Raw genomic sequence first — 25990 nt, forward strand, 5'->3', positions numbered from 1 at the left:
AAGGAGCCTCGGGGTGAAAATCGCCCTGACGTACAATCTTAAAAAGAAGGACGAATCAAAACCGGTGGATTATTTCTCGGAATTTGATTCTGAAGAAACTGTCAATGCTATTATCCAGGCTATGAAAAATAAAGGCCATAGCGTTGATGCGATTGACGTAGAATACCCGAAGTTATTTTCTTATTTTAGAAAAAACCGCGTTGACATGGTTTTTAATATAGCGGAAGGGACATGTGGTAAGTTCCGTGAATCAGAAGTCCCTGCGATATTGGATTATTTGGATATCCCCTACACCGGCTCTAATACTTTTTCTCTCGCCTTAGCTTTAAATAAAGCGCTTACCAAAAAAATCTTAAAAGCAGAAAATATTCCCACTCCTCATTTCCAAGTTTTCTCGAGGGGCAATGAGGAATTAGACCCTATCTTAAAATTTCCTTTGATAGTTAAACCTAATTGCGAAGGTTCTGCAAAAGGCATTAATAAATCCAATGTAGTAAGGACTAAAGAGGAATTATTAAACAAGACCAAAGAATTAATAAGAGACTATAAGCAGGAAGCTTTGGTTGAGGAGTTTATAGAAGGTAAAGAGCTAACCGTAGGTATCCTTGAAAATGGCAAAACCACGGTTTTGCCTATTTTAGAGATTGATTTTTCCAATTGCTCAAATAGTGGAGAGTTTTTTTATTCCTGGAGGATGAAAGAATATCAAGGGAACAAAGATTTGGGGTTAGTCCCTACTTTTCATTGCCCGGCGCGCCTTGATAAAGAAGTTGAGAATCGCGTAAGGGAAGTGGCTTTAAGGACCCATCGGGCTGTCGGTTGTTTTGATATATCACGCACAGATATACGTCTGAGCAAGGATAACATTCCTTATGTTTTAGAAATTAATCCTTTGCCCGGGCTTGATCCCAAAGAGTCTAATTTTCCAATTATGGCTTATGCCGCAGGATTAAAATTTGAAGACTTAATTGAGGCAATATTAAAAAGCGCCTCAGAAAGGAAAAGGCTTAATTGAGCAATACCGAAGCAGTAGAAAATCAAAAATTATTACAGGAAGCTGCCCCAGTAGTCCGTTCAGTTAAAAGGCCGCGTGATTATCAGCAAATAGGTTTATATAAAGATGTTAATCCCTTGGATTGGGAAGATTGGCATTGGCAATTAAAACATAGAATCCGCACAAAGGATGAATTAACCCAGATAATTAAACTTTCTCCTGAAGAAGAGAAAGGTATAGATAAAGCAAAGGGGAGATTGTCTATGGCAATCACTCCTTATTGGGGCACGCTTTTGGATCCCGAAGATCCAACTTGCCCAATTAGAAGGCAGGCAGTTCCGGTTATTGATGAATCTGTAGTTTCTCCTCATGAAATGACAGATCCTTGCGCGGAAGACAGGGATTCTCCGGCGCCTCATCTTGTGCACAGGTACCCGGATAGAGTTTTATTATTAGCAACTGATCACTGCGCTATGTATTGCAGGCATTGCACAAGAAGAAGGCTCGTGGGAGAAAATGGGCATCCGGATCATAATTCTCCAAACAGATTTGACGCGGCTATAGAATATATAAGGCAGAATCGCAAAATTAGGGATGTGCTTATTTCAGGAGGAGACCCTCTGATTTTAGAGGATGATGAATTAGAGGATTTAGTCCAGAAGATTCGTTCAATATCTCATGTGGAATTCTTAAGGATAGGAACGCGTGTTCCTGTAACTCTTCCTCAGCGTGTCACCGAAAAACTTGTTAACATGCTTAAAAAATATTCTCCTATCTGGATGAGTATACATTTTAACCATCCCAAAGAAATTACCAAGCGTTGCAAGATGGCCTGTGATATGCTTTCTGATGCCGGGATTCCCTTAGGAAGCCAGACAGTCCTTTTAAAAGGTATAAATGACCGGCCATATATTATGAAAAAACTTGTACACGAACTCTTGCAGATTAGGGTCAGGCCTTATTACATATATCAATGCGACCCTGTAAGAGGAACGCAGCATTTCCGCACACCGGTTGCAACCGGGATTAATATAATGGAGAAACTCCGCGGGCATACTTCAGGTTACGCAATTCCTACCTATGTTATTGACGGACCCGGTGGCGGAGGAAAGATTCCAATCGGGCCAAATTACATCCTTTCACAGGCAAAAGGCAAATACGTCTTGCGCAATTACAAAGGCAAGATATATACCTATCTAGAATAAAAAATACCAGTTTTCTTATTCTTCCTTCCAATTTTTATTTGTTCTGCAATAGAGAAAACTGATTTACTTCCGCGTCTGCCTTGTCTTCTGTTTTCTCGGGGACGCTTATTTTGCCCCTGCGAGGCAAAATTTCGCTCCCCTGCGGTGCCTCGCTCTGCCTACTTTCTATTTAGCTGGGCATCCGTGCCCGCTCGGCATCCTCGGAGGCCCCGATAAAACAAAAGCCAAGCCATCCGCTTAAACAGATTATCTATAGCTTTATGGTTTTTGCTGGAGGCACATTAGAAGATTTTTGGCACAGCTATAAACATTAGTGCGCAAGGATTTACGAGGAGCGAAGGACAGCTATAAAAGAACGCTAAGCCGTAGCGACGTGGTAAATCGCAGCGCACGGCAAAAATCTTCAGTGCCGGAAGCGAAAACCATAAAGCAAAGTTCGCTTTATGCTAGGACAAGACAGCCTCAAAAGAGTTAGTTCATCATCAGGAATTACTTGACTCTTTATTAAAAAGATTATAAACTAAATTCAAGATTGTTATCTTTAAAAAGGTATAGTTTTATGTCTGTAGCAATAAAACAAATAAGTATTTTCATAGTCAAAGCCCAAGATTTGCGTAGAAATACGTAGATGCTTGGGTTTATATTAATAAGGAGAAAATATGCTTAAGAAAAAAGTTCTCATTGTTGACGACGAAAAAGACTTTACAAAGATGACTAAGATTAACCTTGAAGCTACGGGGGAGTACGAAGTTTTCATTGAAAATATTTCCAATAAAGCCCTGGAAAAAGCTAAAGAAGTTAAGCCGGATATTATTTTATTAGACATCTTAATGCCTGATACTGATGGGTTTACTATTTTAAAAAGGCTTAAAAAAGATGAAAGCACTATTTCTATACCGGTTGTTATGCTTACTGCTGTATCCACTGAAGCTGCAAAAACCCAGGCAACAAGTTTATATGATGAAGGTTATATTGAGAAGCCAATAACGATTGAGGATTTAATAGCTAAGATTGAATCTGTCTTAAGAATACGCTGGGGTAGAGGTGTTAAATAAGGTAAGCTTAAGTTCATTTTGCTTGACCCCTAAGTTGCGCTGTAATATAATCTAACTACCGCTTTTTGAATGATAGCAATTTTGATCAATCCGTTTTTCTTTTAAATAATCCAAAGTCAATACCAGACAAAGGAGTAAAGAGATGGATATTCAGAATAAGCGCAATTTCATTCTATTGGGACACGCCCAATCAGGCAAAACCAGCCTCGCGGAAAGCATCCTTTACCTTTGCAAAGCAACCACTCGCAAAGGGACAATTTTAGAAGGTAACACGGTAAGCGACTATAGTTTTGATGAGATAGAGAGAAAAAGTTCAATTAACGCTGGTTTTCTCTATTGTGATTATAAAGGTGCAAGGTTTCAGATTGTGGATTCACCCGGATATGCGGATTTCGGCGGGGAAGTTATGTCTGGGGTGCGCGCAGTTGACAGTGGAATTATTGTTATTGACGGCGCAAGCGGGGTTGAAGTTGGCACTGAACGCTCTTGGCAGATTTTAGAAGAACAAAACCTTCCTTGCATGTTTTTTATTAACAAAGTGGATAAGGAAGGGATTGATATACATAAAGTTTTAACTCAGCTTAAAACTACGCTTTCAAAGAGTTGCGTAATAGTAAGTACTTTGGAAGATCCGGATTTAATGGAAGCTATTGCTGAAAGCGATGACAATCTTTTGACGAAATATCTGGAAACATTAAGATTGTCTCCGGATGAGTTAAAGAATGGCCTTAAACAGGCAGTAATCAAGCGGAAACTTTTTCCTGTAGTTGTGGGTTCTGCTTTAACTGATAAGGGCATTGCGGATTTATTGGATGATATCCTACAGTATATGCCGAATCCTTCTGAGAGGCCGCAGGTCTTAGTAAGCACTCCGGCAAAGCCTGATGAGAAAATTAATCTGGATTTAAAACAGAATGGCCCTTTTGCAGCTTTTGTCTTTAAATCAATTTCTGACCCTTATGTTGGGCAGTTAACGCTTTTGCGGGTTTTTTCCGGGAGCCTATCTTCAAATACCTCTTTTTATAACGTTAACAGGAAACTTAAGGAAAGAATAGGTTCAGTTTATATCTTGCAAGGAAAAGAACAAAGGCCGGTTGAGAGTGCTTCTTGTGGAGATATAGTGGCAATTGCTAAGCTTAAAGACACTTTGACAAATGATTCTCTTGCCGATGAGAAGCAGCAGGTATTATTTGATTCGGTTGTTTTTCCGGAACCCGCGATATCAGCTTCTGTAAAACCAAAATCACGGCAGGACGAAGATAAGATTTCTCAAGCATTGCATAAACTTACAGCTGAGGACCCGACATTTAAAGTTACGCACGACCCGCAGAGCAAGGAACTTATTATTTCCGGATCTGGCGACCAGCATCTTGCGGTTATGGTTAACCGTATTAAGAAGAGATTTAATGTTGAGGTTGAGTTAGGTACTCCCAAGGTTTCATACAAAGAAACAATTACAAGGCCTGCTAAGGTTCAGGGGAAGTTTAAGCGTCAAAGTGGCGGCCGAGGGCAATATGGAGATGTTTGGATTGAAATTCAGCCTTTGGAAAAAGGAAAAGGCTTTGAATTTGTAGACAAGATTTTTGGTGGCGCAATCCCGAGAAATTATGTGCCATCCGTAGAAAAAGGCGTGCGTCAGGCTTGTCTGGAAGGGGCTGTTGCAGGTTATCCGGTTGAGGACATCCGGGTTACTCTTGTTGACGGATCTTATCATGAAGTTGATTCTTCTGATATGGCTTTTCAGATTGCAGGTGCAATGGCTTTAAGAAAAGCCGTCCAGGAGGCAGGCCCTGTGCTCCTTGAGCCGGTAATGAATGTTGAAATAGTTATCCCGGAGGAATATCTGGGAACGGTTTCCGGGGATATTAATTCCCGCAGAGGCCACATGGCAGGTATGGAGGTTAGGGGGAACTCTCAGATTGTAAAAGCGACTATACCTCTTTCAGAGATGTTTACTTATGCAAATGATTTGCGTTCAATGACAGGCGGCAGAGGTATGTATACTATGAGGTTTTCTCATTACGCGGAAGTCCCGCATAAAATCGCCTCAAATATTATTGCCCAGTATCAGGCCACCAAAAAGCATCAAGAAGAATAAGCAGCTTATCGTAGTAACCAGTTTATAAAGGAAGGATAATAATGAAAATCAGTATTGTTTCAATTGCAGAAATTCCCTTAGGAAAGCGTAATATCAAAGACCATCGTTTAGATGAGGTTGATAAGATAACCAAGGCTAAGAAAAAAACATACATTCAGGTTGATTTAGTTGATGAAGATGCAGCTTTAGATGCTGATGCGATTCTAGTAGCAGCGGAATCACGCGCAGATTTAATTTTAAAGGATTTGGAATTTGTAGAAACTCGCCTTAGCCGTAATCCTCCAGCTGAAGAAAAAACAATACTTGAGAAATTCAAAAATAGTTTAGAAAAAGAGGAATTAGCATCAAATGTGGTTTTAAGCGAAGATGAAAAGAAAGTCATATCGGGTTATGGACTCTATACGATTAAACCGGTGGTTGCAGTAAAAAAGGAAGAGCTGGAAGATGTGGATGCCTTATTAGCCAGAGCACTTAAAGAGAGTAACTACATTAGTTTTTTTACCACTGGCGAGAAAGAGACCCGAGCATGGCTTATAAGAAAAGGAATAAGTGCCTGGGAAGCAGCCGGTGCAATACATTCTGATATCCAGAAGGGTTTTATCAGAGCAGAAATAATCAGTTTTGCGGATTTTATTTCTTGCGGCGGTGAGACAGGCGCCAAACAGGCAGGAAAGTTACGCCTTGAGCAAAAAGATTATGTAATGCAAGATACGGATTTAACAAACTTTCGTTTTAATAAGTAAACGAGGGCATAAGTTATGGAGCTATCTATTAAGGTAATTGCGACATAACTTATAAGCCCGAGTTTATCCCTGATATTTTTTAAATAAGGGTTGATTTCAAGACACCGTGGGTTCAAAAAATATCAGGGATAAACTGTAACCTTAACAATATTAAAGATTATTTTAGAGTTATTATTTAAGGAGAATTTGAAAAATGGTTAAGATTAAGCGCGCTTTGGTGAGTGTATCGGATAAAACAGGGCTTCTTGATTTCGTAAAGGAATTAAATAAATTTGGGATAGAAATTATTTCAACCGGAGGCACAGCAAGGCTTTTGCGCGAGAATAATATCCCGGTAAAAGAAGTCAGTGAATATACGGGTTTTCCGGAAATGCTTGATGGAAGAGTTAAAACATTGCATCCTAAGATTCATGCTGGATTACTTGCTCTTCGGGATAATAAAGAACATATGAAAACATTAGAGGAGCATAAAATTGGCCTTATTGATATGGTGGTAGTAAATCTTTATCCCTTTGAGAAGACAATACAAAAACCAAATGTGCAGATAGAAGAGGTTATTGAAAACATTGATATTGGCGGGCCTTCAATGTTGCGTTCAGCTGCAAAAAATCACCATTCTGTCGCAGTAATTTGTAATCCTGATAGGTATGGACAGGTGATAGAAGAATTGAAAAAAAACAAAGGTGCGATTTCCGAAGAATTAATGCGAGATTTAGGAATTGAAGTTTACGGTAGGACCAGTAAATACGACGCTGCGATCAATAGTTATTTAAGTAATTATTTTAAAGGCAAAAAAGAAGAGGGTGGTTTTGCTCAAGAAGTAAATTTTAGCTTTGAAAAGATCCAAGAACTCCGCTATGGAGAAAATCCACATCAAAAAGCCGCGTTCTATAAAGAAAAAGGAAAAACCAAGGGTTTAATTAATTTAAAACAGCTACAGGGTAAGGAATTATCTTTTAATAATATCCTGGATTTAAATGCAGCCTTTGAATTAGTGAAAGAATTTAGTAATCCTGCGGCAGTAATTGTTAAACATAATAATCCTTGCGGCGTTGCCGAAGATAAATCATTGGATAAGGCATATTTAGAGGCTTGGAAATGCGATACGCTTTCTGCTTTTGGTGGGATCGTCGCGTTAAACAGGAAAATGGACATTAAAACCGCTAAAGTAGTTGCAAAAAGCGGATTCTTAGAATGCATTATCGCCCCAGGTTTTGATAAAGATGCTTTAGATATATTCAAAGAGAAGAAGAATCTGCGCATAATTGAATTAGGAGACCTTGAGCCTATTTCTGAGCCGGATCTTAAACGGATAAGCGGAGGGTTTTTGCTGCAGGATAAAGATTTGGCCACGTTTGATTCAGCTAACCTCAAGGTGGTGACAAAAGTCAAACCTACGAAGAAAGAAATGGAAAGTTTGATTTTCGCCTGGAAAGTAGCAAAACATGTTAAATCAAACGCAATAATTTTAACCCGGGGAACAAAAACTGTTGGTATCGGGGCAGGCCAAATGTCGAGAGTTGATTCGGTATTTATCTCAACAAAAAAAGCAGGTAAGCTTGCTATCGGCTCGGTTATGGCTTCAGACGCATTCTTCCCGAAAGAAGACGCAATTCAATTAGCAGCTAAGTATAAGATAAAAGCTATTATTCAGCCCGGCGGATCGATTGCCGATGAAGCAATTATTAAAATGGCGGATAAATATAAAATCGCTATGGTAACAACCGGAATGCGGCACTTCCGCCACTAAAAGAGTTTTTTGTCATGTCCTTCCCGGAAACTATCAAATATCTGGAATCTTTTATCAATTACGAAAAGATTGCTGCTTATCCATATAAGGAATCTTTAAAATTAGAACGCATTAGAGAGTTCCTTAGCGCAATAGGCTCTCCGCAGAAAAGCTTAAAAGCAATCCATGTCGCAGGCAGTAAGGGCAAGGGCTCTACCTGTGCTTTTATTTCCTATATATTAAGAGAAGCAGGGTATAAGGTTGGGCTATATACTTCTCCGCATTTGTCGGATTTTAGAGAGAGGATTCGTATTTTAAGTTTCAAGTCGCAAGTTTCAGGTTTCAAGTGTTTTGAGGGGATGATTTCTAAGCTTGATCTCTCTCGTTTGGTTAGTAAGCTTAAGCCGGCAATTGAGGAATATAATAAAAGCTCGCAATATGGGCCACTTTCTTTTTTTGAGGTTTATACTGCAGTAGCCTTTGTCTATTTTAAGGAAAAGAAGGTAGATTTTGTAGTTCTGGAAACCGGTTTAGGAGGGAGATTGGATGCAACCAATGTTGTTGATCCTTTAGCCTGCGCTATCACTCCTATTAGTTATGAGCATACGCAGAAGCTGGGAAATACTTTAAGAGAAATTGCCTCGGAGAAAGCAGGAATAATTAAAAGTTTCAAGTTTCAAGTTTCAGGTTTCAAGTTGCCGGTTGTAACCGCTCCGCAGAAAGAAGAGGCGATGAAAGTAATCAGGAATAAATGCAAAGAAACAGGAGCAAAGCTTTTGGTGGCAGATAAAAGAATATTTGAGGAAGACCCGGATTTAAAAATAAATCTGTTGGGTGAACACCAGTTAATCAATGCTAGCGTTGCCGTCGGTGTTATTGAAGCTTTACGTGGTTATGGAATTAGTATCGGGGTTAATTCAATAAGAAGCGGCCTTTTTAATACTGTTTGGCCGGGTAGGTGTGAAGTAATTTCGAAAAACCCGCAGATTGTCCTTGATGGAGCGCAGAATATTGCGTCCGCAGGCGTACTGAAAGAAACAATAAAGAAGTATTTTAATTATAATAAATTAATTTTGGTTTTAGGCATTTCGAATGATAAAGATATAAAAGGTATTTGTAGCAAGCTTAATAGCTTGGCCGATAGGGTTATTGTAACAAAAGCCAATAATCCGCGCGCGGCAATGCCTATTGATTTGGCAAAGAATTTCTCAAACAAGAAAATATTATTATCAGATAGCGTTAAAGAAGCGGTAAAATTAGCTATAACCCAGGCAAAGAATAACGATTTAATTTTAATAACAGGTTCTTTGTTTGTGGTTGGAGAGGCGAGAGAGTTATATGCTTAATCAGGGGTTAAATGATACAATTGTTGCTATTGCTACCGGCTTAGGTGAAGCCGGTATTGGGATTGTGCGATTAAGCGGTAAAGAAGCGCTTAAAATTGCAGATAGTATTTTTTATTCTAAGAATGGAAAGAAGCCGTCTACTTTTAAGGCTTACACGATGCATTACGGGTGGATTGTTAAAGGTTCTTCTAACAATATACTCGATGAGGTTATTCTTACAGTTATGCGTGCGCCGAAGTCTTTTACTAAAGAAGATGTTGTTGAGATTAATTGCCATGGGGGGATAGTAGCTCTTAGAGCGGTGTTAGATTTGGTTTTAGAAAATGGGGCTCGTCTTGCCCAACCCGGAGAATTTACCAAACGGGCTTTTATAAACGGAAGAATTGATTTGGCGCAGGCAGAGGCAGTGTTGGATATTATTCGTGCCAAAACTGATAGTGCTTTAAAGATTGGTTCCGAGCAATTAAAAGGTAATTTGTCAAAAAAGATTAATGATCTAAGAGAAGAATTATTGGATGCGCTTACGATTTTAGAAGCGGATATTGATTTTCCCGAAGAAGAAAAAAATGCAATTAATTTAAAAGAAGTTTCCGAGAAGTTAATTCTTGTCAGTACTCATCTTATAGAAATCTTGGATAATTCTCGATGTGGGAAAGTGGCGCGTGAAGGTGTCCATGTAGTTATTTGCGGAAAGCCCAATGTAGGTAAATCATCGCTATTGAACGCTTTGTTAAAACAAGAGCGTTCCATAGTTACTCCGGTTGCCGGCACAACCCGCGATACAATTGAAGAGATCATTGATATTAGAGGAATCCCGGTAAGGATTGTAGATACAGCTGGAATTTTGGAACCGCGCGATTTAATTGAAAAAAAAGCAGTAGAACGCTCCAAACAACATATTAAATTAGCGGATTTAGTAATTATCCTTTTTGACGCGAGCAAGAAATTAACCAAAGAAGACAAAGCGGTGATGGAAAAGCTAAAGAATAAGCAGGTGATAGCAGTTATTAATAAAATTGATTTAAAGCAGGTTATTGATAAGGACAAAATAAGTAAAAGATTTCATTATTGTGTTGGAATATCCGCGAAGAAGGCAAAGAATTTAAATTTATTGGAAGATGCAATTGTAGATTTGGTTTATAAAGGTAAGGTGGTAAGCCCTGAATCAGTGTTAGTAAGCAATGCAAGGCATATAACAGAGTTAAGAGCCTCTCAGAAACTTATTGCACAGGCTCTTGATTCATTGGATAATAAAATGTCTCTTGAGTTTATTGCACATGATATCAAAGAAGCAATTTTACGTTTTGATTATATTCTTGGTAAAGGTTTTCAGGAAGAGTTATTGGATAAGATATTTAATGAGTTTTGTATCGGTAAATAGTCGTTCTAATAGTATGTACCCCGCCATATTTGATTGGCGGGTATGCCGCTTCTGCGGCAAATTAGGGCGGGCTGGTGCCCAGGGAGGTTAGATAAATGGATAAAAAGAAGATTGAGAAGGCGATTAAAGATATTCTGATTGCAATTGGAGACGACCCGAAAAGAAAGGATTTAATTGATACTCCCCGGCGTGTTGCCGAGATGTATGAAGAAATATTTTCAGGGATAAAATATGATCCTGAGAAAGAGCTGGAGGTGGTTTTAGACCAAAAGCACAATGAGATTATTCTTTTAAAAGGGATTTCGCTTTACAGCATTTGCGAGCACCATTTTCTTCCTTTTATAGGAAGAGCGCATGTTGCATATATCCCGAAAAACGGAAGAGTCACAGGCTTAAGTAAATTAGCGCGTGTCGTGGATACTCTGGCACGCAGGCCACAGGTGCAGGAGAGGCTTACTACGCAAATTGCAGAAATAATAATGAGGAAGCTTAAGCCTTTAGGAGTGATGGTGGTTATTGAAGCAGAACATCTTTGTATGTCAATGCGGGGCATAAGAAAGCCTGGCGCTCTTACTATTACTTCAGCGGTCAGGGGGATTTTTAAAGAAAATGAAAAAACCCGCTCTGAAACCCTCTCGCTTATACGTGGATAATGAAAAATAATAATAAAGTCAATATTCTAATTTCGGTTATTTCAATATTATTGGTATTCTCTCTTGCCGAAATAATCATGCGTTTTGCCTGGGAGATGGGAGGATGGGTTGACCGGCCGATTTACCGCAGAAGTTTTGATCCTTATGTGCGTTACGAGTTGGTCCCGGATACAAAGTCCGGGCATATCTCCATTAATTCAGAGGGATTTCGTGGCCCTGAGTATTCTGTCGTAAAACCGAAAAACACCTTTCGTATCTTGATGTTGGGAGATTCTGAAACCTTCTCATATCTATTGCCTTATTCTGATTCTTTAGCAGCACAATTAGAGAAACTCTTAAATCAAAAAACTAAGTCTAAGCGCTACGAAGTGCTTAATTTCGGCGTAGAAGGATATAATACGCTTCAAGAGTTGGAAATGCTCAAGAACAAAGGATTGAAATTTGACCCCGATTTGATTATCTTGAATTATGTTTTAAATGATCCGGAGCCGGGTGAATTTTTCTTTGATAAGTCTTTCCTTATGCGCCATAGCGCATTGGTGCGTTGGTTTAGTTTTCGTTTTAAGAAGAATGCAATAAAAAAGGAAAGAAAGAAATTAAATATTCAGACTACTGCCGACCACTATAATTATCTGCATCAACCTAAATATTTTATACATGTTAAAAATGCAATTTTAGAGATGGCTCAGATTGCTCAAAATCGCGGGATTAAATTGGCAGTAGTGATATTCCCCGATTCAAATGTTGAGATTAAGGGTTTCAAAGAAGATTATCCGTTTTTTCCCTTGCATGCTTTAGTAAAAAACATTAAAACCGACAACATTATAACTATTGATTTGATTGAAGAGTTTAACCGGCTTAATTTAACTCCAGAGCTTGTTTCTATTAATTTTAAGGAAAACGAAAGTCATAAAAATCCCAAAGCACTTGGAGTTTCGGCCGAATATATTTATAATGTTTTAAGTTTCAAGAAGATAATTAAGCAGGAATAATAGTTATTCTATCCCAAGTAGTTGTGTAAAATCTGTGTTCAGCGGGTGACGCCGAGACGGGGCAACCCCGCCGGCGCAGTGGGCGAGCACGGTGGGGTTGTCTCGGCGGCAGGACCCGCGAACCATTTTTTCATTGCAAATTAAGATTTCCAGTAGTATGATTACTGGTATTAACTTGTAATATAAATAAGGAGTTACGTGAAAAAGATAATTTTATTAATGTTTGCTGCATTTTTGCTCTCCGGATGCGCAACCTATAAATTCCAGAAAGGCCTTCCCCCACATGATAAGGGGTATGTTGCCTCCAGGGATGGTAAGGTTATCCTTGAGTATACTGTCGGTAAGGATGATTCTGTCCCGGATTTAACAATTGCCAAGCAGCGTTTTAAAAGAAGAAGGGTAACTGTAGAAGATTATTGCAAAAAAATTGGTTCTGTTGAAAATAGATTTAAGGAGATGTTTGTTGATTATCCGGTTATGATTTTTAAATTTATTACCGGTGTTTTCCGCCTGCCTTTCATTGCCGTATCAGAATATAAATATGAACATGATCCAGAATACAGGAAGAAAATCCAGGCTATTGAAGCTAAGAAAGATGTTGAGGAACGAGCCCGTATTAAAGAAATCAGAGATAAATTGAATGCATATATTAAGGAAGATTTAGCAAAAGAGCCGCCTTTAGCGGAAAAATTACCTGAGAAGGAAGTTTCAGCTCCGGCAGTTTTATCAGAACCTAAGCCTGAGGCTATCCCTGTTAGCGTCCCTGCACCTGAGCAAGTAGCTCAAGTTCAGCCTCAACAAGAGAAGGCAAAGGAGGATATTGCACAGGAGCCAGTTGTTGTGCAAAAAGAGGGCAAGGTATCCGAGGAGATAAAAGAAGAATTACCTGTGGAGCCTCAGAAGGAAGAAATTAAGGTTGACCAGTTGAAAGAAAAATCCACAGAAATAGATTTACAGATACAAGAACAAGAATCTTTAGTTAAACAGCCGGAAGTAAAAGAACCAGTTGAGGAGTCTCTCAAAGAGGCAGTTCCTAGTAAAAAGATTTCTACACAATCGCCGCATATAGTAATCTCTGCAAAGCCGAATAAAGGATTTTCTCCGTTAAGAGTGCATTTTTATGCTAAAGCTTATTCGCCAAAGGCAAAGATTGTTTCATATGAATGGGATTTTGGCGATGGGGATACATCTAAATTGCAGAATCCTTATAATACATTTATTAGTTCTAGCTATGGGTCAAAGCTTTATACTGTAACGGTTACTGTTTATGATAATAAGGGTGGGAGCGCTACTGCAAGTACGGTTATTGAAGTAAAGAATAAATAAAATTCTCTCCAAGCGTTGATTTTCCGACGGGAACAAATCACCAAATAATATTGACAAACCAATGTATTCTGATATAATTCTGCCTTTAGAGAAGGAGATTAATTATGGAAAAGTATTCATTCTTAAAAGATCCAAGAGCACTGGCGGAGATAAGAAAACATAAATGGATTGAGAGCCAAAAAGCAGGGCGGGAAATTGGTTTTGCTACAGCTGCCTGCGATTGGGTGGATAAATACGGGCAACCCTGGAAAGAAAATCATGTTAAAGAAGGTAAAAACTACAGCGCTTTTATAGAAAAAAGAAGGTTCCGTAGATTCCGGCTTGACTGCGACATAGAATTAAAAAATGACGCAGCTTCTTTGATGGCTCATCGTGTTGATATAAGTTATTTTGGAGTCTCTTGTATTACTTCTAATTATCTTAATGCCGGCAGTCGTCTTAATATACATTTAAGATTAAATTCCGATTCCAGTAATGAATTAAACTGTGGGGCGATAGTAGAAAGAGTGGCTTTCGTTGACCATGATAACTATGAATTATTCCTGAAGTTTGATGAAACCAGCCAGCAGCAAATAGAAAATAGCAAATTTTTTAGCAATTAACCTTACCCTTCTTTTAAAAAATATTAGGCATAATCTATCTAAAAGTTATATAATAGATTATGCCTAAAATCCTTAACTCTTTTAAAAAAAACCTTATCATACTAATATTGCTGTCGTTGTTTGTTAGGATTATTACCTTTGGCAGTGTTGAGCTCAATGGTTATGATGAGAGAGCGTACAATATCTTTATGCAAGCATTACATAAAGATGGGATCAGTGGAATCCGGGATCTCGTTAATTCCTATCCTTCAGATGAATTTCTATCTCAAGGCCCGCTGCCTTTCAGGATTTTGTTTTATCTCTTGGGTGCGTTAACTTGTAAGGTTTTTGGCCATTGTTCTTTATCCAATCTTGCAATTATTTCCTTTTTTTCCGGATTTGGAATAATTATTGCTGGATTTATTCTATTTAGGAAATGGTTTAGCCCGGGAGTGGCATTTCTTTCCGCATTACTTTTAATAACCTCTCCGCTTGCAATTGCGCTTTCCCGCCGTGCCCTCCAGGATTCTTTTTTTACTTTTATCGTTATTCTATCCATTTTGTTTTTTCATCGGTGCCTTTTTCGGGGGAAGAAAGCAGATTTTTATCTATTAGGCCTATTTGTCCTCTTAGGTTTGCTGACGAAGGAATCAATGATACTGCTTTATCCTTGTTTCGGATTAATAGCGATATATTATAGGGAAAACCTTTCTTCTAAACTTCTGGCTAAATTATTCATCTTTCTTATAATTTCACCAATTCTTTATTTACTTATTAGCGCTTGCCTCGCAGGGGGTTTTGATGTCTATTTTAAAACTTATTTACAATATTTATTTATGCAGAATAAAATTGCTTATGCAATCAAGTATCAATCCGGAGGTTTGCTTAGGTATATAATTGATTTTATGTTAGTTTCTCCATTTGTATTTTTGTTTTCTATCTTCGGTTTGGTAACTTTTTTGTTAAGCAGGATTGCAAAAAGCAAAGCTGATTCAGCGGTAATTTATCTTGCCGGTGGTTTTTTAGTTTTTAGTTTGTTACCAATAATGAATTTGAGGCTGGTTTTATTTTTGGATTTGTTTTTAAGGGCTTTTGTTATTTTAGGGGTAGTTTTTATTGCTAGAAAAATAAAGATAAGAAGATTTAGTTATACAGTTATCATTTTACTTTTGTTGTTCCTAATCTCTGCTGATATCAGCCAATATTTCCGCCTATTTATAAAATCAAATATCTACGATCCAGTTACCATAGAGCTAATGCGGGGAAACGGGCTTATTATGAAATGAAAAGAATAATTAAAAAATTTCTTAAGGCAAGCAAAGGCGCTTTAAAGAAAATAAATAGTCGGTTGCTTTGGGAATGGCGTTATTCGCTTCTTAGAAAACCAAAGACAAGAAAATGGCTTCCTCTTGATTGTGAGAAAATAATAAATGAACTAAAGGGCAATAGTTTTAATGTATTAGAATATGAGATAGATATAGATGATTTTAATAGATATAAAAACAGGGCTGAGTATCAAAATTATCCCGAATATCATTCTGGCGGAAAGAATATTGAAAAAATCCTTGAGCACTATTTAGCAGCAAAATTATTGGATTTATCTAAAGACGATGTACTTATTGATATCGCGAACAATAATTCTCCCGCACCGGAAATATATCAAAAATTATACGGTTGCAAAGCCTATCGGCAGGACCTGCAATTCCCTCGCGGGATTAAAGGCAACATAATCGGAGGGGATGCCAGTTGTATGCCGGTTAATGACGGATTTTGTACAAAAATGTCTCTGCACTGTTCTTTTGAACATTTTGAGCAAGATACCGATAGCCTGTTTATTAAAGAAGCGTCTAGAGTTTTAGCCAAAGGAGGAAAGGTTTGCATAGTGCCGCTTTACCTTTTTAATAAATACGTGATTGAAACAGACCTTGTTTTTTTGCCAAGAAAAGGATTTGTTTTTGAAAGTGATGCTGAGGTGTGTTGTGTAAAAGATTGGTTCTGCCGGCACGGCCGGTTTTATGATATAAATCATTTAATTGATAGAATAAAAAATAATCTAGGTGATTTTAAGTTAACAATCTATGTAGTCAAGAATGAAAAAGAAGTAAGCCCAACTTGCCACGTAAAGTTTATTGGGATTTTTGAGAAAGGAAATTAAGGATTATGCATATACCAGACGGATATTTGGGCCCTACGACTTGCGGGTTTTTTTACATTGTCATGTTGCCGATATGGGCACTTGCCTCAAAGATCGTTAAGAAAACATTGAAAGCCAGGCAAGTTCCATTACTTGCAATAGGGGCTGCATTTAGTTTTGTTATAATGATGTTTAATGTTCCAATCCCGGGTGGCACAACCGGGCATGCTGTGGGAGGAGTGCTTGTTGCAATATTGTTGGGGCCCTGGGCAGCATGTATTGCTATAACTGTTGCCTTGGTTATTCAGGCATTGTTATTTGGCGATGGGGGAATTACCGCTATTGGGGCCAATTGTTTTAACATGGGCTTTGTTCTGCCATTCTCCGGATACTATATCTATAAAGTAATTAGTTTTAATTCTTCGGTATATTCAGCCAGAAGAGTTATTGCTGCTGGCATCGCCGGTTACATAGCGCTTAATATTGCAGCTGGGTTAACTGGTTTTGAATTTGGTATTCAGCCATTGCTGCACAAAACTTTAAGCGGGAAAGCATTATATTGCCCTTACGGATTAAATGCTGCATTACCTGCCATGTTAGGGGAACATTTGTTGGTTTTTGGATGGGTTGAGGCAATAGTAACGGCTTTAGTGGTAAAATATTTACAGAAACAATCCCCTGAACTACTTGAAGAAAGGGAGGTGGCATAATGAAAATGATTACTAAATTCTGGATTGGTATTGGCGTATTGATTATTTTGTCTCCTCTTGGATTAATCCTTCCTGAATATTTTAAAGCAGGAAGCGCTTGGGGCGAGTGGGGTGCTGATGAAATACAGAAGTTGGTTGGATACGTGCCAAAGGGTTTAGAGAAATTATCAACTTTATGGAGTTCTCCTATTCCAGACTATGCTTTTAAAGGCTGGGAGGAAAAAGGACTGGGGAATTTAAGCTTATCATACATATTTTCTGCTATAATTGGGATATTAGCTGTTGTTTTAGTAGCCTTTCTTTTGGGAAAGTTCTTAAGTAGAAAAGATTAATTAATGAAGAAAAACAATTTTGTTGAGCGTTCTATTCTTGGTACTTTGTCTTTTTTGAAGGAATCTATTTTTGCTGATGAATATGCTTTGAAGAAGGGATTTCTACAGTCTTTAGACCCAAGGATAAAAACAATAATCTTTTTGATCTTCATTCTCCAGATACTTTTTACAGGAAATATATTTGTTCTGTTATACCTGTACGCGTTGTGTTTGTTATTAACATTTATTTCTAAGATTTCTTTAGGATTCTTTTTGAAGAGGACATGGGTATTTATTCCATTATTTTCGTTTTTTATTGCTATCCCAGCCATCTTTAGTATTTTTACTCCGGGAGAAGCGCTGGTTGTTTTTCAAATAGCTAATTTCAAATTTATCATTACCCGTCAAGGATTATCCTCGGCATCTTTGTTTGTAGCGCGGGTTATAACTTCGGTTTCCTTCGGCGTCCTTTTGAGTATTACCACCAAGCATTTTGAATTACTAAAGGTGTTGCGGATTTTTAGAATACCTCAGATTTTTGTAATGACTCTTGGGATGTGTTACCGCTACATTTATCTTTTTATTGAGGTAATCCAGAATACCTATTTAGGGATTAAAAGCAGGTGCGGAAATGTTTTTTCCGTGAAAAAAGGGCAGGGGATAGTGGCATGGAATATTGCAAGCCTATGGCAGCGTTCTTATGTCTTGCATCAAGATGTTTATGATGCTATGCTTTCCCGCGGATATACCGGAGAATCAAAGACGATGGATGAATTTCATGCGACATTTAAGGATTGGTTCTGGCTGGGGTTAACAATTTTAATTTTTGGTTTAAGCTTATGGCAAAATCATTATTTGAACTAAAAGAAATTTATTTTTCCTATCTTGGTAAAATCCCGGCGTTATGCGGGATTAATTTAAAAATAGAAGAGGGTTCTAAGGTCGCGGTTATCGGAGCTAATGGGACTGGCAAGCCCACACTTCTTACTATGCTTGATGCGTTGGCGTTTCCGGATAAAGGAAGCATAAAAGCTTTTGATAAAGAATTAACCGAAGAACTTTTTACCGATAATGAATTTTCGCGTTTTTTTAGAAGCAAGGTAGGATTTGTATTCCAGAATCCGGAAGTGCAATTGTTTTGCCCGACGGTTAAAGAAGATATTGCTTTTGGCCCGCTTCAACTGGGGGTTAGCCCGGAAGAGACAAAAAAGCGCCTTGAGGAAGTAGTATCTGAGCTTAGGATAGCGCATATATTAGGAAGGTCGCCTCATCAGCTTAGCATTGGAGAAAAAAGAAAAGTTGCTATTGCATCGGTATTGGCTGTTAAGCCGGATGTATTGCTTTTGGATGAACCAACAGCTGGCCTTGATCCGCAAACCACCCGCGATATTATTGATATTCTTGTTGATCAAAATAAGGCAGGAAAAACTATTCTGACAGCAACCCACGATATGCATATTATTGAAGAGATTGCTGATGTTGTGCATGTTTTTAGCACTGATAAAAAGATAGTCCGCAGCGCAAACCCTTCAGAGCTATTATCCGACCAGCTATTTCTAGAAACACACAATCTTGTGCATATCCATCGCCATCATCACAAAGAAGTCGTTCATACCCATTCTCACTTGCACAAAGACGAACACCACCATTAATTTATTTTTAAAATATTATAAGTTTATTTTAAATCAGTGCTTCCTGTCGCCGAGCTTTCCCGCCGTGCTCGCCCACTGCGCCCGGCGGGGTCCCCTTCTCGGCGTCACCCGCTGATTTTATAACGAATTTACACACACTTTTGTTTTGCTTGAGGATATTTTTTATGATAAAATAAGCCTATGCGGAAGAAGGGATTTGCCCTGATTGCTGTTATCATTTTGATTCTTTTTGTGGGTATGGCTATTTTAGGCTCAACCCAGTTTATTGGCAATCGTTTTAAAGGATTTGATACTTGGTTGAGGGTATCGCGTGCCCGTTATAATGCGCAGGCAGGGATATATTACGCTGTATATCAATATAGAAATAGCGGGACAACTTTTGCTTCAGGGACGACAGTTAATATAGATGCAAATAATTCCTTCCGTTTTACCAGCGTAGGAGGAGGTAGTAGTGGAGCAGCTTCTTCTCTTGTAATAAATGCCACTGCTTCTTCGACCGGCGGAACCGGGAATAGAGATCTTTTAGGTATTACTCTCCAGAATACTTCTGCAAGCCCAATCACAATTGCCTCAATGAACATAACTTGGAATAATACAAGATCGCTTAACCAAGTTGTAATTAATGGTGTTACGGTTTTTACTGGGACTGTTGTTTCTCCGGGAGGAAATGTAAATATAACCAATACTACAATTCCTGCAAGTACAACCCGTCCACTTACTCGTCTTCGCTTTTCAGGTAATATGACTGGTACAACCATTACTATTCAATGTGTTATGACTGACGCTACTTCTACAAGCGTTTGCACTGTCTTGCCTACACCCGTAACTACCTGTACTACTCCCGGAGGTAATCTTACCATTACTTCAACCGGCAAAACTGCTAACTCCGGATTATATAAAACTATTCAAGCGACTTATATCGCTTCAACCGGAAACATATCCGCTTATCAGGAGATAAATACAAGTGTTCCTTAATTTCATTAAAGCAAAACGTTCATTTACCTTTATTGAAATTATTATGGTGATAGTCATCTTGGGGATTATCTCTGCAGCAGTAGGCACTTTTGTAATTGAGCTGTCAATTGCTTCCGCAAGGTCTAGTGAATATACTACTGCCATGAACTTAGCCCGCATGGAAATGGAGGTGGTGAATAATCTTCCTTATGCTAGTATCACCAGCCTTACTACCAATAATTATAATGGTTATCTTTACACCGTAGTCAGGACGGTTTCTTTTGTTTTTGGCGATGCTCTTTCCGCAGAAAGCCTTAAACAAATTTTAATTCAGGTAAGAAAGTCTGGCTCAACGGATAATCTTGCCACACTCTACACTTATATCGCCAAGAATGTAACAGCAGGGCTATGAAGAAAAACAAAGGTTTTAGTACTATTGAGTTGGTTGTTATAATCTCTATCATCGGAATAATCGCCGCTGTTACCACTTCAATAATTATTTCTTCTCTACAAGGCTTGGTTTATACACCAAATAATCTTAATATGGATATGTTAGTGCAAGATGCGCTAGATAAGATTGTTGATGGAGATAATCTTGCAGGAGGATTGCGTTTTTGTAAGAATATCACTGCCTTTTCACCTAATTCTATAACTTTTACTGACCAAAATTCAAAAACTGTAATTATTACTTTGGATACCGGTACAAATAAACTTACACGCACCATAAATGCTGTTGCAGACAATACTTTTCTTTACTACCAAGGATCTTCTACTATAAAAATCACTACTGGAAGAAATGGCGCTTTGTTTCTTTATTATAATTCTTCTGAGGGAACCCCTGTTTCCGCAAGTGCTATTAGAAGAATCGCTATTAATTTAATCGCCTATACAGGAAGCGGCACATTCGTAAACTGGCAAGGTAAGGCAGAATATACTACTTCCGTCTGGACCCCCCGCTTTATATAAAGAAATCCCTATCTAGGCTTCTGTATTGAATTGCTTCTGAAAGATGGTCTTGTTTTATTTCTTCGCATCCAGCTAAATCCGCGATTGTCCGGCTCACCTTTAAAATCTTGTCATAAGCCCGCGCGCTAAAATTTAATTCAGACATCGCCATTTTAAGAAGCTCATTTTCATCCTTTCCTAACAAACAGAATTTTCTTACCAGTTTATGGCTCATCTGGGCGTTACACATAATACCTTCTCCTTGAAGCCTTTTTTCTTGAATTTCCCGAGCTTTGTTAATTCTTTCCTTAATCTGCATTGAGCTTTCAGCAGGTATGGCGCTAATCAATTCCTGATATTTTGCTGTCGGTACTTCTATATGGATATCAATTCTATCTAGCAGAGGCCCGGATATTTTAGAACGATAACTTGCAATTTGGGTTGTTGAGCATCTGCATGTAGATTTAAGATCGCTAAAATTCCCGCATTTGCAGGGGTTCATCGCTGCCACAAGCATAAAGGAAGCAGGGAAGGTTAAAGACTTTACTGCCCGCGCTATATTAATCGTTCCATCTTCCAGCGGTTGCCTTAAAGTTTCCAAGCAGTCGCGCCGAAATTCCGGAAGTTCATCTAAAAATAAAACACCTTGATGCGCAAGGCTGATTTCTCCCGGAGCAGGAATCGATCCGCCTCCGGAAAGGGCAACACCGGAAATGCTATGATGCGGCGAACGAAATGGCCTAATTGCCATTAATCCCAAAGCGCAAGGGAGAATTCCTTTAACAGAATGAATCTTTGTTACTTCAAGCGATTCTTTTAAGCTAAGATCCGGCATAATCGTAGGAATTCTTTTGGCTAGCATAGTTTTGCCGCTTCCCGGAGGGCCGATTAAAATGATATTGTGCCTGCCTGCAACTGCAACCTCAATTGCCCTTTTTGCCAAATATTGCCCTTTTACCTCTGAGAAATCAACTTGATAACATTTATTCTGATTTAAAAAGTCTTCCGGGTTAATTTTGTACGGCATAATTCCTTCCGGATCGCTTATAAGTTGAACAGCTTCCTTCAATGTCTTTATTGGATAAGCGTTAATTTCAGATACTACACTTGCTTCTTGAGCATTATATATTGGCAGGATTAAGTTATTTATTTTACTTCTTGCTGCCGCCATGCTTATAGGTAATAGTCCTTGAACCGGCCTTACATGGCCATCTAATGACAACTCACCGATAATATGGTATTTCCCAAGGCCTTCTTTGTTCAATTGATTGGTTGCCGCGAGAATCCCAATAGCTATTGCAAGATCAAATCTTGGCCCCTCTTTCTTTATATCAGAAGGAGCAAGGCTAATGGTAATCCTTTCGCTAGGCCAATCAAAGCCGGAATTCTTTATCGCCGCTTTTACTCGTTCCTTGCTCTCTTTAACCGCTACATCAGCAAGTCCAACGAAATTTACAGCCGGTAATCCTTGCCAGACATCCACTTCAATCTCAATTGGGTATGCGTCAATTCCCAATATTCCGAATGTGTTGATTTTAGATAACATTTTTCCTCCTTTTGCCCACAAGGGCACACCCGCGCAATACTTCCCGCGAGGGAACACTGGCGCAATTCCAATAAGCGCCAGGTGCTTATAAGCGCGGGGTATTGTACAGTAATCGTATACCGGCTGCCTGATAGACATGGGCTTACTACAATAGACGTAAAGATAGGCCAAATCTAACGCAAAATTTGCAAGAAAAACACTTGCTTTTTAATTGGCGTATTTATATAATATAACCTTAAGAAAGAGGTATCTAAAATGGAAAAAAATAAGCTAATAATTATAGTTTTGGTTATTGTAGCAGCACTAAGCATTCTTTTATATGTTTCTTCCTCTAGGGAGAGGATTGATCTGGCAAAACAGGTCAATCAGGTAACTGAGCAGTCAAAGGCTTTAGAAATTGAGAAGCAAAACCTCTTGCAGGAATTAGAGAAAGAGAAAGCCTTAGAACAAAAACTTTCTCAGGCAAATATCGGAATGAAGAATTATTTAAGAGCTAGCAATAAGAGAATAAGTAAGTTTTTTGTTGATTATGAAGAGGTAAAGGCAAGGTTTGAGCGTTTAGGCTCGCAGTTTTCTATTTTAAAAGCTGAACACTCAGCTCTTTTAGATAACCGGAACAAGATTGCAAAAGAGAATGAACAATTAAAAGCCAAAGTCGGATCTGTTTTTGCGCTTAAAGAAGCTATTCGGGAACTTAAAGTTCAGATGCATAAGGTTACAGTCCAGATCAAAGAGAAGGTTAATTTGGACAAGGTCATAGAAGGTAACCGCGGTTATTTGATAAAGCAAGGAAAGCCCACGACCCCGAGTAAGGTCAAGATAGAAGTTGTTCCCGCCTCAGAAAAATAATAATGAGAGAAATCTTTACACAATTTATTAATAATAAAATTCTGGCAATCACTATCTCAGGATGGTTAATTGCTCAAACCATAAAAGTTTTAATCGGGATTATCCGTTATAAACGATTTGATTTCCGTTGGTTTGTTGGCACCGGAGGTATGCCTTCAAGCCATGCCACAGGGGCTTCTTGTTTGGCTTTTGCTATTGGTTTTGAATATGGGTTTGATAGCGTATTTTTTGCCCTCGCTGCTTCGTTTGCGCTTGTTGTAATGTTTGATGCTCAAGGTGTGCGCCGTTCATCCGGAAAACAAGCGAGGATATTAAATAAAATTACTGAGGATATTTATTGGCAGGGTAAATTTGATGAGGGTAAATTACGTGAATTGATAGGGCATACCCCTGTTGAGGTTATTGTCGGGTTTTTATTAGGGATTGTCATTGTTTTGGCTCAGCGTGCTTTGTTTGGAGCTTAAGCTCAAGGAGGTTTTTTGTGAAGAATAAATTGATAGTTGCTGGATTGATTATTTTCTTTATTGTGGGAATTTTTGCTTTAGCGAGCGTTATTAAAAAGATAAGGGTTTGCCCCGTGCAAAATTCAGCAAGCGGAGTGTCTTTTTCCGCCTTGATGAGCCAGGCAAAAGAGTTTGAATCAAAAAATAATCTTTTGGAAGCCAAAAACTCATATCAAAAATTAGTAAACGAGTTTCCTTCTTCCGGAGATGTGATGAATTGGCAGAAAAAAGTTGAAGAGTTGAATATCAAATTATTGTTTTCTCCCGCCATAACTCCCAAGAGTATTTCTTATGTAATAAAGCCCGGGGATACGCTTGCTAAGATTGCCCGGGAATTTAATACCACAACTGATTTAATAATTAAAAGTAACAATCTCCCAGGAGACAGGATTTCTCCCGGTAAAAAGATTAAAGTTTGGAATGCGCCTTTTACCATATTCGTTGATAAATCGCAAAATTCTCTTATTTTAAAAACTAAGGATGAAGAAATTATTAAAACTTATACTGTTTCAACCGGGGCAAATAATTCAACACCTGTTGGAACTTTCAAGATTGTTGAAAAAATTGCAAATCCACCCTGGTTTAAACCTGGGGCAACCCAACCTATACCTGCAGGAAACCCCGAAAATATTTTAGGAACACGCTGGTTGGGACTGAGTATCCCAAGCTATGGGATTCATGGCACGGTAGATCCTCAGAGCTTAGGAAGACAAGTAACACAAGGTTGTGTACGTATGGCGAACCCGGAAGTAGAAGAGCTTTATATAATTGTTCCTAAAGGGACAGAAGTAACTATTGTTGATTGAGTGAGGATATAAAAGTGGCCGCTTTAGATTTTGAAAAACCTATTGTTGAGTTAGAGAAGAAAATCCAGGAGTTAAGGAATTTTGTCTCCGATAAGAAGATAGATCTTTCTTCCGAGGTGAAGCGTTTAGAAGATAAGTTAGAGCATTTAAAGAAAGATACCTATAGTAATTTAACTGCCTGGCAAAAAGTGCAATTAGCCCGCCATCCGCAAAGGCCCTACACTTTAGATTACATTAATATGTTTATGACGGATTTTATGGAACTTCATGGCGACAGGTTCTTTGCTGATGATAAAGCTTTGGTTTGCGGCTTGGCAAGAATAGATAATGAGCAGATTGTCGTGATGGGCCATCAGAAAGGAAGAGATACGAAAGAAAATCTTTGGCGAAATTTTGGTTGTGCGCATCCGGAAGGATACCGTAAAGCACTCAGGGTTATGCAATTAGCAGAACAATTTAATCTTCCTGTAGTCATTTTTATTGATACTCCCGGAGCTTATCCCGGCATAGGGGCAGAAGAGCGTGGGCAAGCTCAGGCAATAGCTTTAAATTTAAGAGACATGATGCAGGTAGGTGTTCCGATAATAGCAATTGTTATCGGAGAAGGCGGTTCCGGAGGAGCCTTGGGTATCGGGATTGCTGATAAGGTTTGTGTTTTAGAGAATGCCTATTATTCGGTTATTTCTCCCGAAGGATGCGCTGCGATATTATGGAAAGACGGCGCAAAGGCTCCAGCTGCGGCAGAAGTGCTTAAATTAACAGCCCAAGATTTGTTAAAATTAGGGGTTATTGACGAGGTGGTTCCGGAACCTTTAGGAGGAGCCCATCGCGATATCTCAAAAATGTCTGAGACCTTAAAGAAATCAATCGTTAATAATCTAAAACAACTTAAAGAATTTGAAAGAAATAAGTTATTGAAATCAAGATATGAGAAGTTCAGGGCCATGGGTGTTTTAGGATGATTGAACAAGAAATAACTTTATTAGGTTTATTAAAGGAAAGCCCTAAACACGGGTATGAGATAAAGAAGAAGATCAAAAGCCTTCTTTCTCTTTTTGGCGGGGCGGAGATAAAGTCAATCTATTATCCACTTACGATTCTGGAGAAAAGGGGCCTTGTTGTAAAAAGAGTTAATAAGCAGGGAAAGCGCCCAGCGCGTTTTGTTTATGAATTAACTCCAAAAGGCCACGCTCGTTTTGAGGAACTCTTAAATGAAAGTTTTCTTAATTTTAAACGTCCGCAATTTAGCCTCGACCTAAGTTTATATTTTTTACATTATATCAAACCGGAAATTGCCGGAAAGCGGCTTAAGGTCAGGATGCGTGTTTTAGAGAAATTAAGCATCGATTTAATCCGTACAATCAACCTGCTTAAAAGAAAAAAACAATTTTCTTCCGCTAATATTTTAGAGCATAACTTGCAAATGGTTGACAGTGAGATAAAGTTTCTTTCTAATCTTATAGCAACTCTTTGAAAG

27 protein-coding genes are annotated in these 25990 nt (G+C 38.6%); 26 read left to right on the forward strand and 1 reads right to left on the reverse strand.

The genetic code is table 11. The features are described from left to right. The first annotated feature begins 13 nt into the window (after positions 1 to 13). From PHO70_01755 to PHO70_01855, 21 genes are all read left to right on the forward strand, one after another. Positions 14 to 1015: an ATP-grasp domain-containing protein gene (locus tag PHO70_01755; protein MDD5431698.1), complete on the forward strand. Its 1002-nt coding sequence runs from the start codon at positions 14 to 16 to the stop codon at positions 1013 to 1015. Continuing rightward, positions 1012 to 2199, forward strand: coding sequence for a lysine 2,3-aminomutase (ablA, locus tag PHO70_01760; protein ID MDD5431699.1), 1188 nt, complete (start codon positions 1012 to 1014; stop codon positions 2197 to 2199). Before PHO70_01755 ends, ablA begins: the two co-directional genes overlap by 4 nt. A gap of 659 nt (positions 2200 to 2858) precedes the next feature. Further along, positions 2859 to 3254 (forward strand): response regulator, encoded by a 396-nt coding sequence (locus tag PHO70_01765; protein MDD5431700.1) that lies wholly within the window; start codon positions 2859 to 2861, stop codon positions 3252 to 3254. 142 nt (positions 3255 to 3396) lie between these two features. Continuing rightward, positions 3397 to 5352 (forward strand): elongation factor G, encoded by a 1956-nt coding sequence (locus PHO70_01770; protein ID MDD5431701.1) that lies wholly within the window; start codon positions 3397 to 3399, stop codon positions 5350 to 5352. A gap of 41 nt (positions 5353 to 5393) precedes the next feature. After that, positions 5394 to 6095 (forward strand): DUF933 domain-containing protein, encoded by a 702-nt coding sequence (locus PHO70_01775; protein ID MDD5431702.1) that lies wholly within the window; start codon positions 5394 to 5396, stop codon positions 6093 to 6095. Between the two features lie 193 nt (positions 6096 to 6288). After that, on the forward strand, positions 6289 to 7845 hold the full coding sequence (gene purH, locus PHO70_01780; protein MDD5431703.1) for a bifunctional phosphoribosylaminoimidazolecarboxamide formyltransferase/IMP cyclohydrolase: 1557 nt from the start codon (positions 6289 to 6291) through the stop codon (positions 7843 to 7845). 14 nt (positions 7846 to 7859) lie between these two features. Continuing rightward, positions 7860 to 9170 (forward strand): bifunctional folylpolyglutamate synthase/dihydrofolate synthase, encoded by a 1311-nt coding sequence (locus tag PHO70_01785; protein ID MDD5431704.1) that lies wholly within the window; start codon positions 7860 to 7862, stop codon positions 9168 to 9170. Next, complete coding sequence (gene mnmE / locus PHO70_01790) at positions 9163 to 10551, forward strand: tRNA uridine-5-carboxymethylaminomethyl(34) synthesis GTPase MnmE (GenBank protein ID MDD5431705.1); 1389 nt, start codon at positions 9163 to 9165, stop codon at positions 10549 to 10551. The genes PHO70_01785 and mnmE overlap by 8 nt, the downstream gene beginning before the upstream one ends. 95 nt (positions 10552 to 10646) lie before the next feature. Further along, positions 10647 to 11204: a GTP cyclohydrolase I FolE gene (gene folE, locus PHO70_01795; GenBank protein MDD5431706.1), complete on the forward strand. Its 558-nt coding sequence runs from the start codon at positions 10647 to 10649 to the stop codon at positions 11202 to 11204. Further along, positions 11204 to 12196 carry an SGNH/GDSL hydrolase family protein gene (locus PHO70_01800; GenBank protein MDD5431707.1) on the forward strand — a complete coding sequence of 331 codons (993 nt, stop codon included), beginning with the start codon at positions 11204 to 11206 and terminating at the stop codon, positions 12194 to 12196. Before folE ends, PHO70_01800 begins: the two co-directional genes overlap by 1 nt. A gap of 198 nt (positions 12197 to 12394) precedes the next feature. Further along, positions 12395 to 13522, forward strand: coding sequence for a PKD domain-containing protein (locus PHO70_01805; protein ID MDD5431708.1), 1128 nt, complete (start codon positions 12395 to 12397; stop codon positions 13520 to 13522). 104 nt (positions 13523 to 13626) lie between these two features. Next, positions 13627 to 14124 (forward strand): PilZ domain-containing protein, encoded by a 498-nt coding sequence (locus PHO70_01810; GenBank protein ID MDD5431709.1) that lies wholly within the window; start codon positions 13627 to 13629, stop codon positions 14122 to 14124. 59 nt (positions 14125 to 14183) lie between these two features. After that, positions 14184 to 15389, forward strand: coding sequence for a glycosyltransferase family 39 protein (locus tag PHO70_01815; GenBank protein MDD5431710.1), 1206 nt, complete (start codon positions 14184 to 14186; stop codon positions 15387 to 15389). Continuing rightward, a complete protein-coding gene (locus PHO70_01820) occupies positions 15386 to 16258 on the forward strand; it encodes a hypothetical protein (GenBank protein MDD5431711.1) in 873 nt (290 codons plus the stop codon). Before PHO70_01815 ends, PHO70_01820 begins: the two co-directional genes overlap by 4 nt. Before the next feature lie 5 nt (positions 16259 to 16263). Further along, on the forward strand, positions 16264 to 16947 hold the full coding sequence (gene cbiM, locus PHO70_01825) for a cobalt transporter CbiM (GenBank protein ID MDD5431712.1): 684 nt from the start codon (positions 16264 to 16266) through the stop codon (positions 16945 to 16947). After that, entirely contained in the window at positions 16947 to 17279 is a 333-nt protein-coding gene (locus tag PHO70_01830) for a PDGLE domain-containing protein (GenBank protein ID MDD5431713.1), read from the forward strand. The genes cbiM and PHO70_01830 overlap by 1 nt, the downstream gene beginning before the upstream one ends. Positions 17280 to 17282: 3 nt before the next feature. Then, positions 17283 to 18122: a cobalt ECF transporter T component CbiQ gene (gene cbiQ, locus PHO70_01835; protein ID MDD5431714.1), complete on the forward strand. Its 840-nt coding sequence runs from the start codon at positions 17283 to 17285 to the stop codon at positions 18120 to 18122. Then, positions 18098 to 18910 carry an ABC transporter ATP-binding protein gene (locus PHO70_01840; GenBank protein ID MDD5431715.1) on the forward strand — a complete coding sequence of 271 codons (813 nt, stop codon included), beginning with the start codon at positions 18098 to 18100 and terminating at the stop codon, positions 18908 to 18910. Before cbiQ ends, PHO70_01840 begins: the two co-directional genes overlap by 25 nt. 180 nt (positions 18911 to 19090) lie before the next feature. Continuing rightward, positions 19091 to 19885, forward strand: a complete 795-nt coding sequence (locus PHO70_01845) for a hypothetical protein (protein ID MDD5431716.1) — start codon at positions 19091 to 19093, stop codon at positions 19883 to 19885. Next, the gene (locus PHO70_01850) at positions 19875 to 20276 is read left to right on the forward strand and encodes a prepilin-type N-terminal cleavage/methylation domain-containing protein (protein MDD5431717.1); all 402 of its coding nucleotides are present in this window, start codon (positions 19875 to 19877) and stop codon (positions 20274 to 20276) included. Before PHO70_01845 ends, PHO70_01850 begins: the two co-directional genes overlap by 11 nt. Continuing rightward, positions 20273 to 20830, forward strand: a complete 558-nt coding sequence (locus tag PHO70_01855) for a hypothetical protein (GenBank protein MDD5431718.1) — start codon at positions 20273 to 20275, stop codon at positions 20828 to 20830. The genes PHO70_01850 and PHO70_01855 overlap by 4 nt, the downstream gene beginning before the upstream one ends. On the opposite strand, the gene PHO70_01860 is transcribed toward PHO70_01855, so the two are convergent. Further along, a complete protein-coding gene (locus PHO70_01860) occupies positions 20823 to 22355 on the reverse strand; it encodes a YifB family Mg chelatase-like AAA ATPase (protein ID MDD5431719.1) in 1533 nt (510 codons plus the stop codon). The two genes, PHO70_01855 and PHO70_01860, sit on opposite strands and share 8 nt — an antisense overlap. A gap of 255 nt (positions 22356 to 22610) precedes the next feature. On the opposite strand from PHO70_01860, the gene PHO70_01865 reads away from it, so the two are divergent. From PHO70_01865 to PHO70_01885, 5 genes are read left to right on the forward strand one after another with little or no spacing between them, the layout of a single operon-like run. Further along, positions 22611 to 23204, forward strand: a complete 594-nt coding sequence (locus tag PHO70_01865) for a hypothetical protein (protein ID MDD5431720.1) — start codon at positions 22611 to 22613, stop codon at positions 23202 to 23204. A gap of 2 nt (positions 23205 to 23206) precedes the next feature. Continuing rightward, positions 23207 to 23668 (forward strand): divergent PAP2 family protein, encoded by a 462-nt coding sequence (locus PHO70_01870; protein ID MDD5431721.1) that lies wholly within the window; start codon positions 23207 to 23209, stop codon positions 23666 to 23668. 17 nt (positions 23669 to 23685) lie between these two features. Further along, positions 23686 to 24513 (forward strand): L,D-transpeptidase family protein, encoded by an 828-nt coding sequence (locus tag PHO70_01875; protein ID MDD5431722.1) that lies wholly within the window; start codon positions 23686 to 23688, stop codon positions 24511 to 24513. 14 nt (positions 24514 to 24527) lie between these two features. Then, entirely contained in the window at positions 24528 to 25475 is a 948-nt protein-coding gene (locus tag PHO70_01880) for an acetyl-CoA carboxylase carboxyltransferase subunit alpha (GenBank protein ID MDD5431723.1), read from the forward strand. Beyond that, positions 25472 to 25987, forward strand: a complete 516-nt coding sequence (locus PHO70_01885) for a PadR family transcriptional regulator (protein ID MDD5431724.1) — start codon at positions 25472 to 25474, stop codon at positions 25985 to 25987. The genes PHO70_01880 and PHO70_01885 overlap by 4 nt, the downstream gene beginning before the upstream one ends. Positions 25988 to 25990: the final 3 nt, after the last annotated feature.

Source organism: Candidatus Omnitrophota bacterium (assembly GCA_028715415.1).
GTDB lineage: Bacteria > Omnitrophota > Gorgyraeia > Gygaellales > Profunditerraquicolaceae > JAQURX01.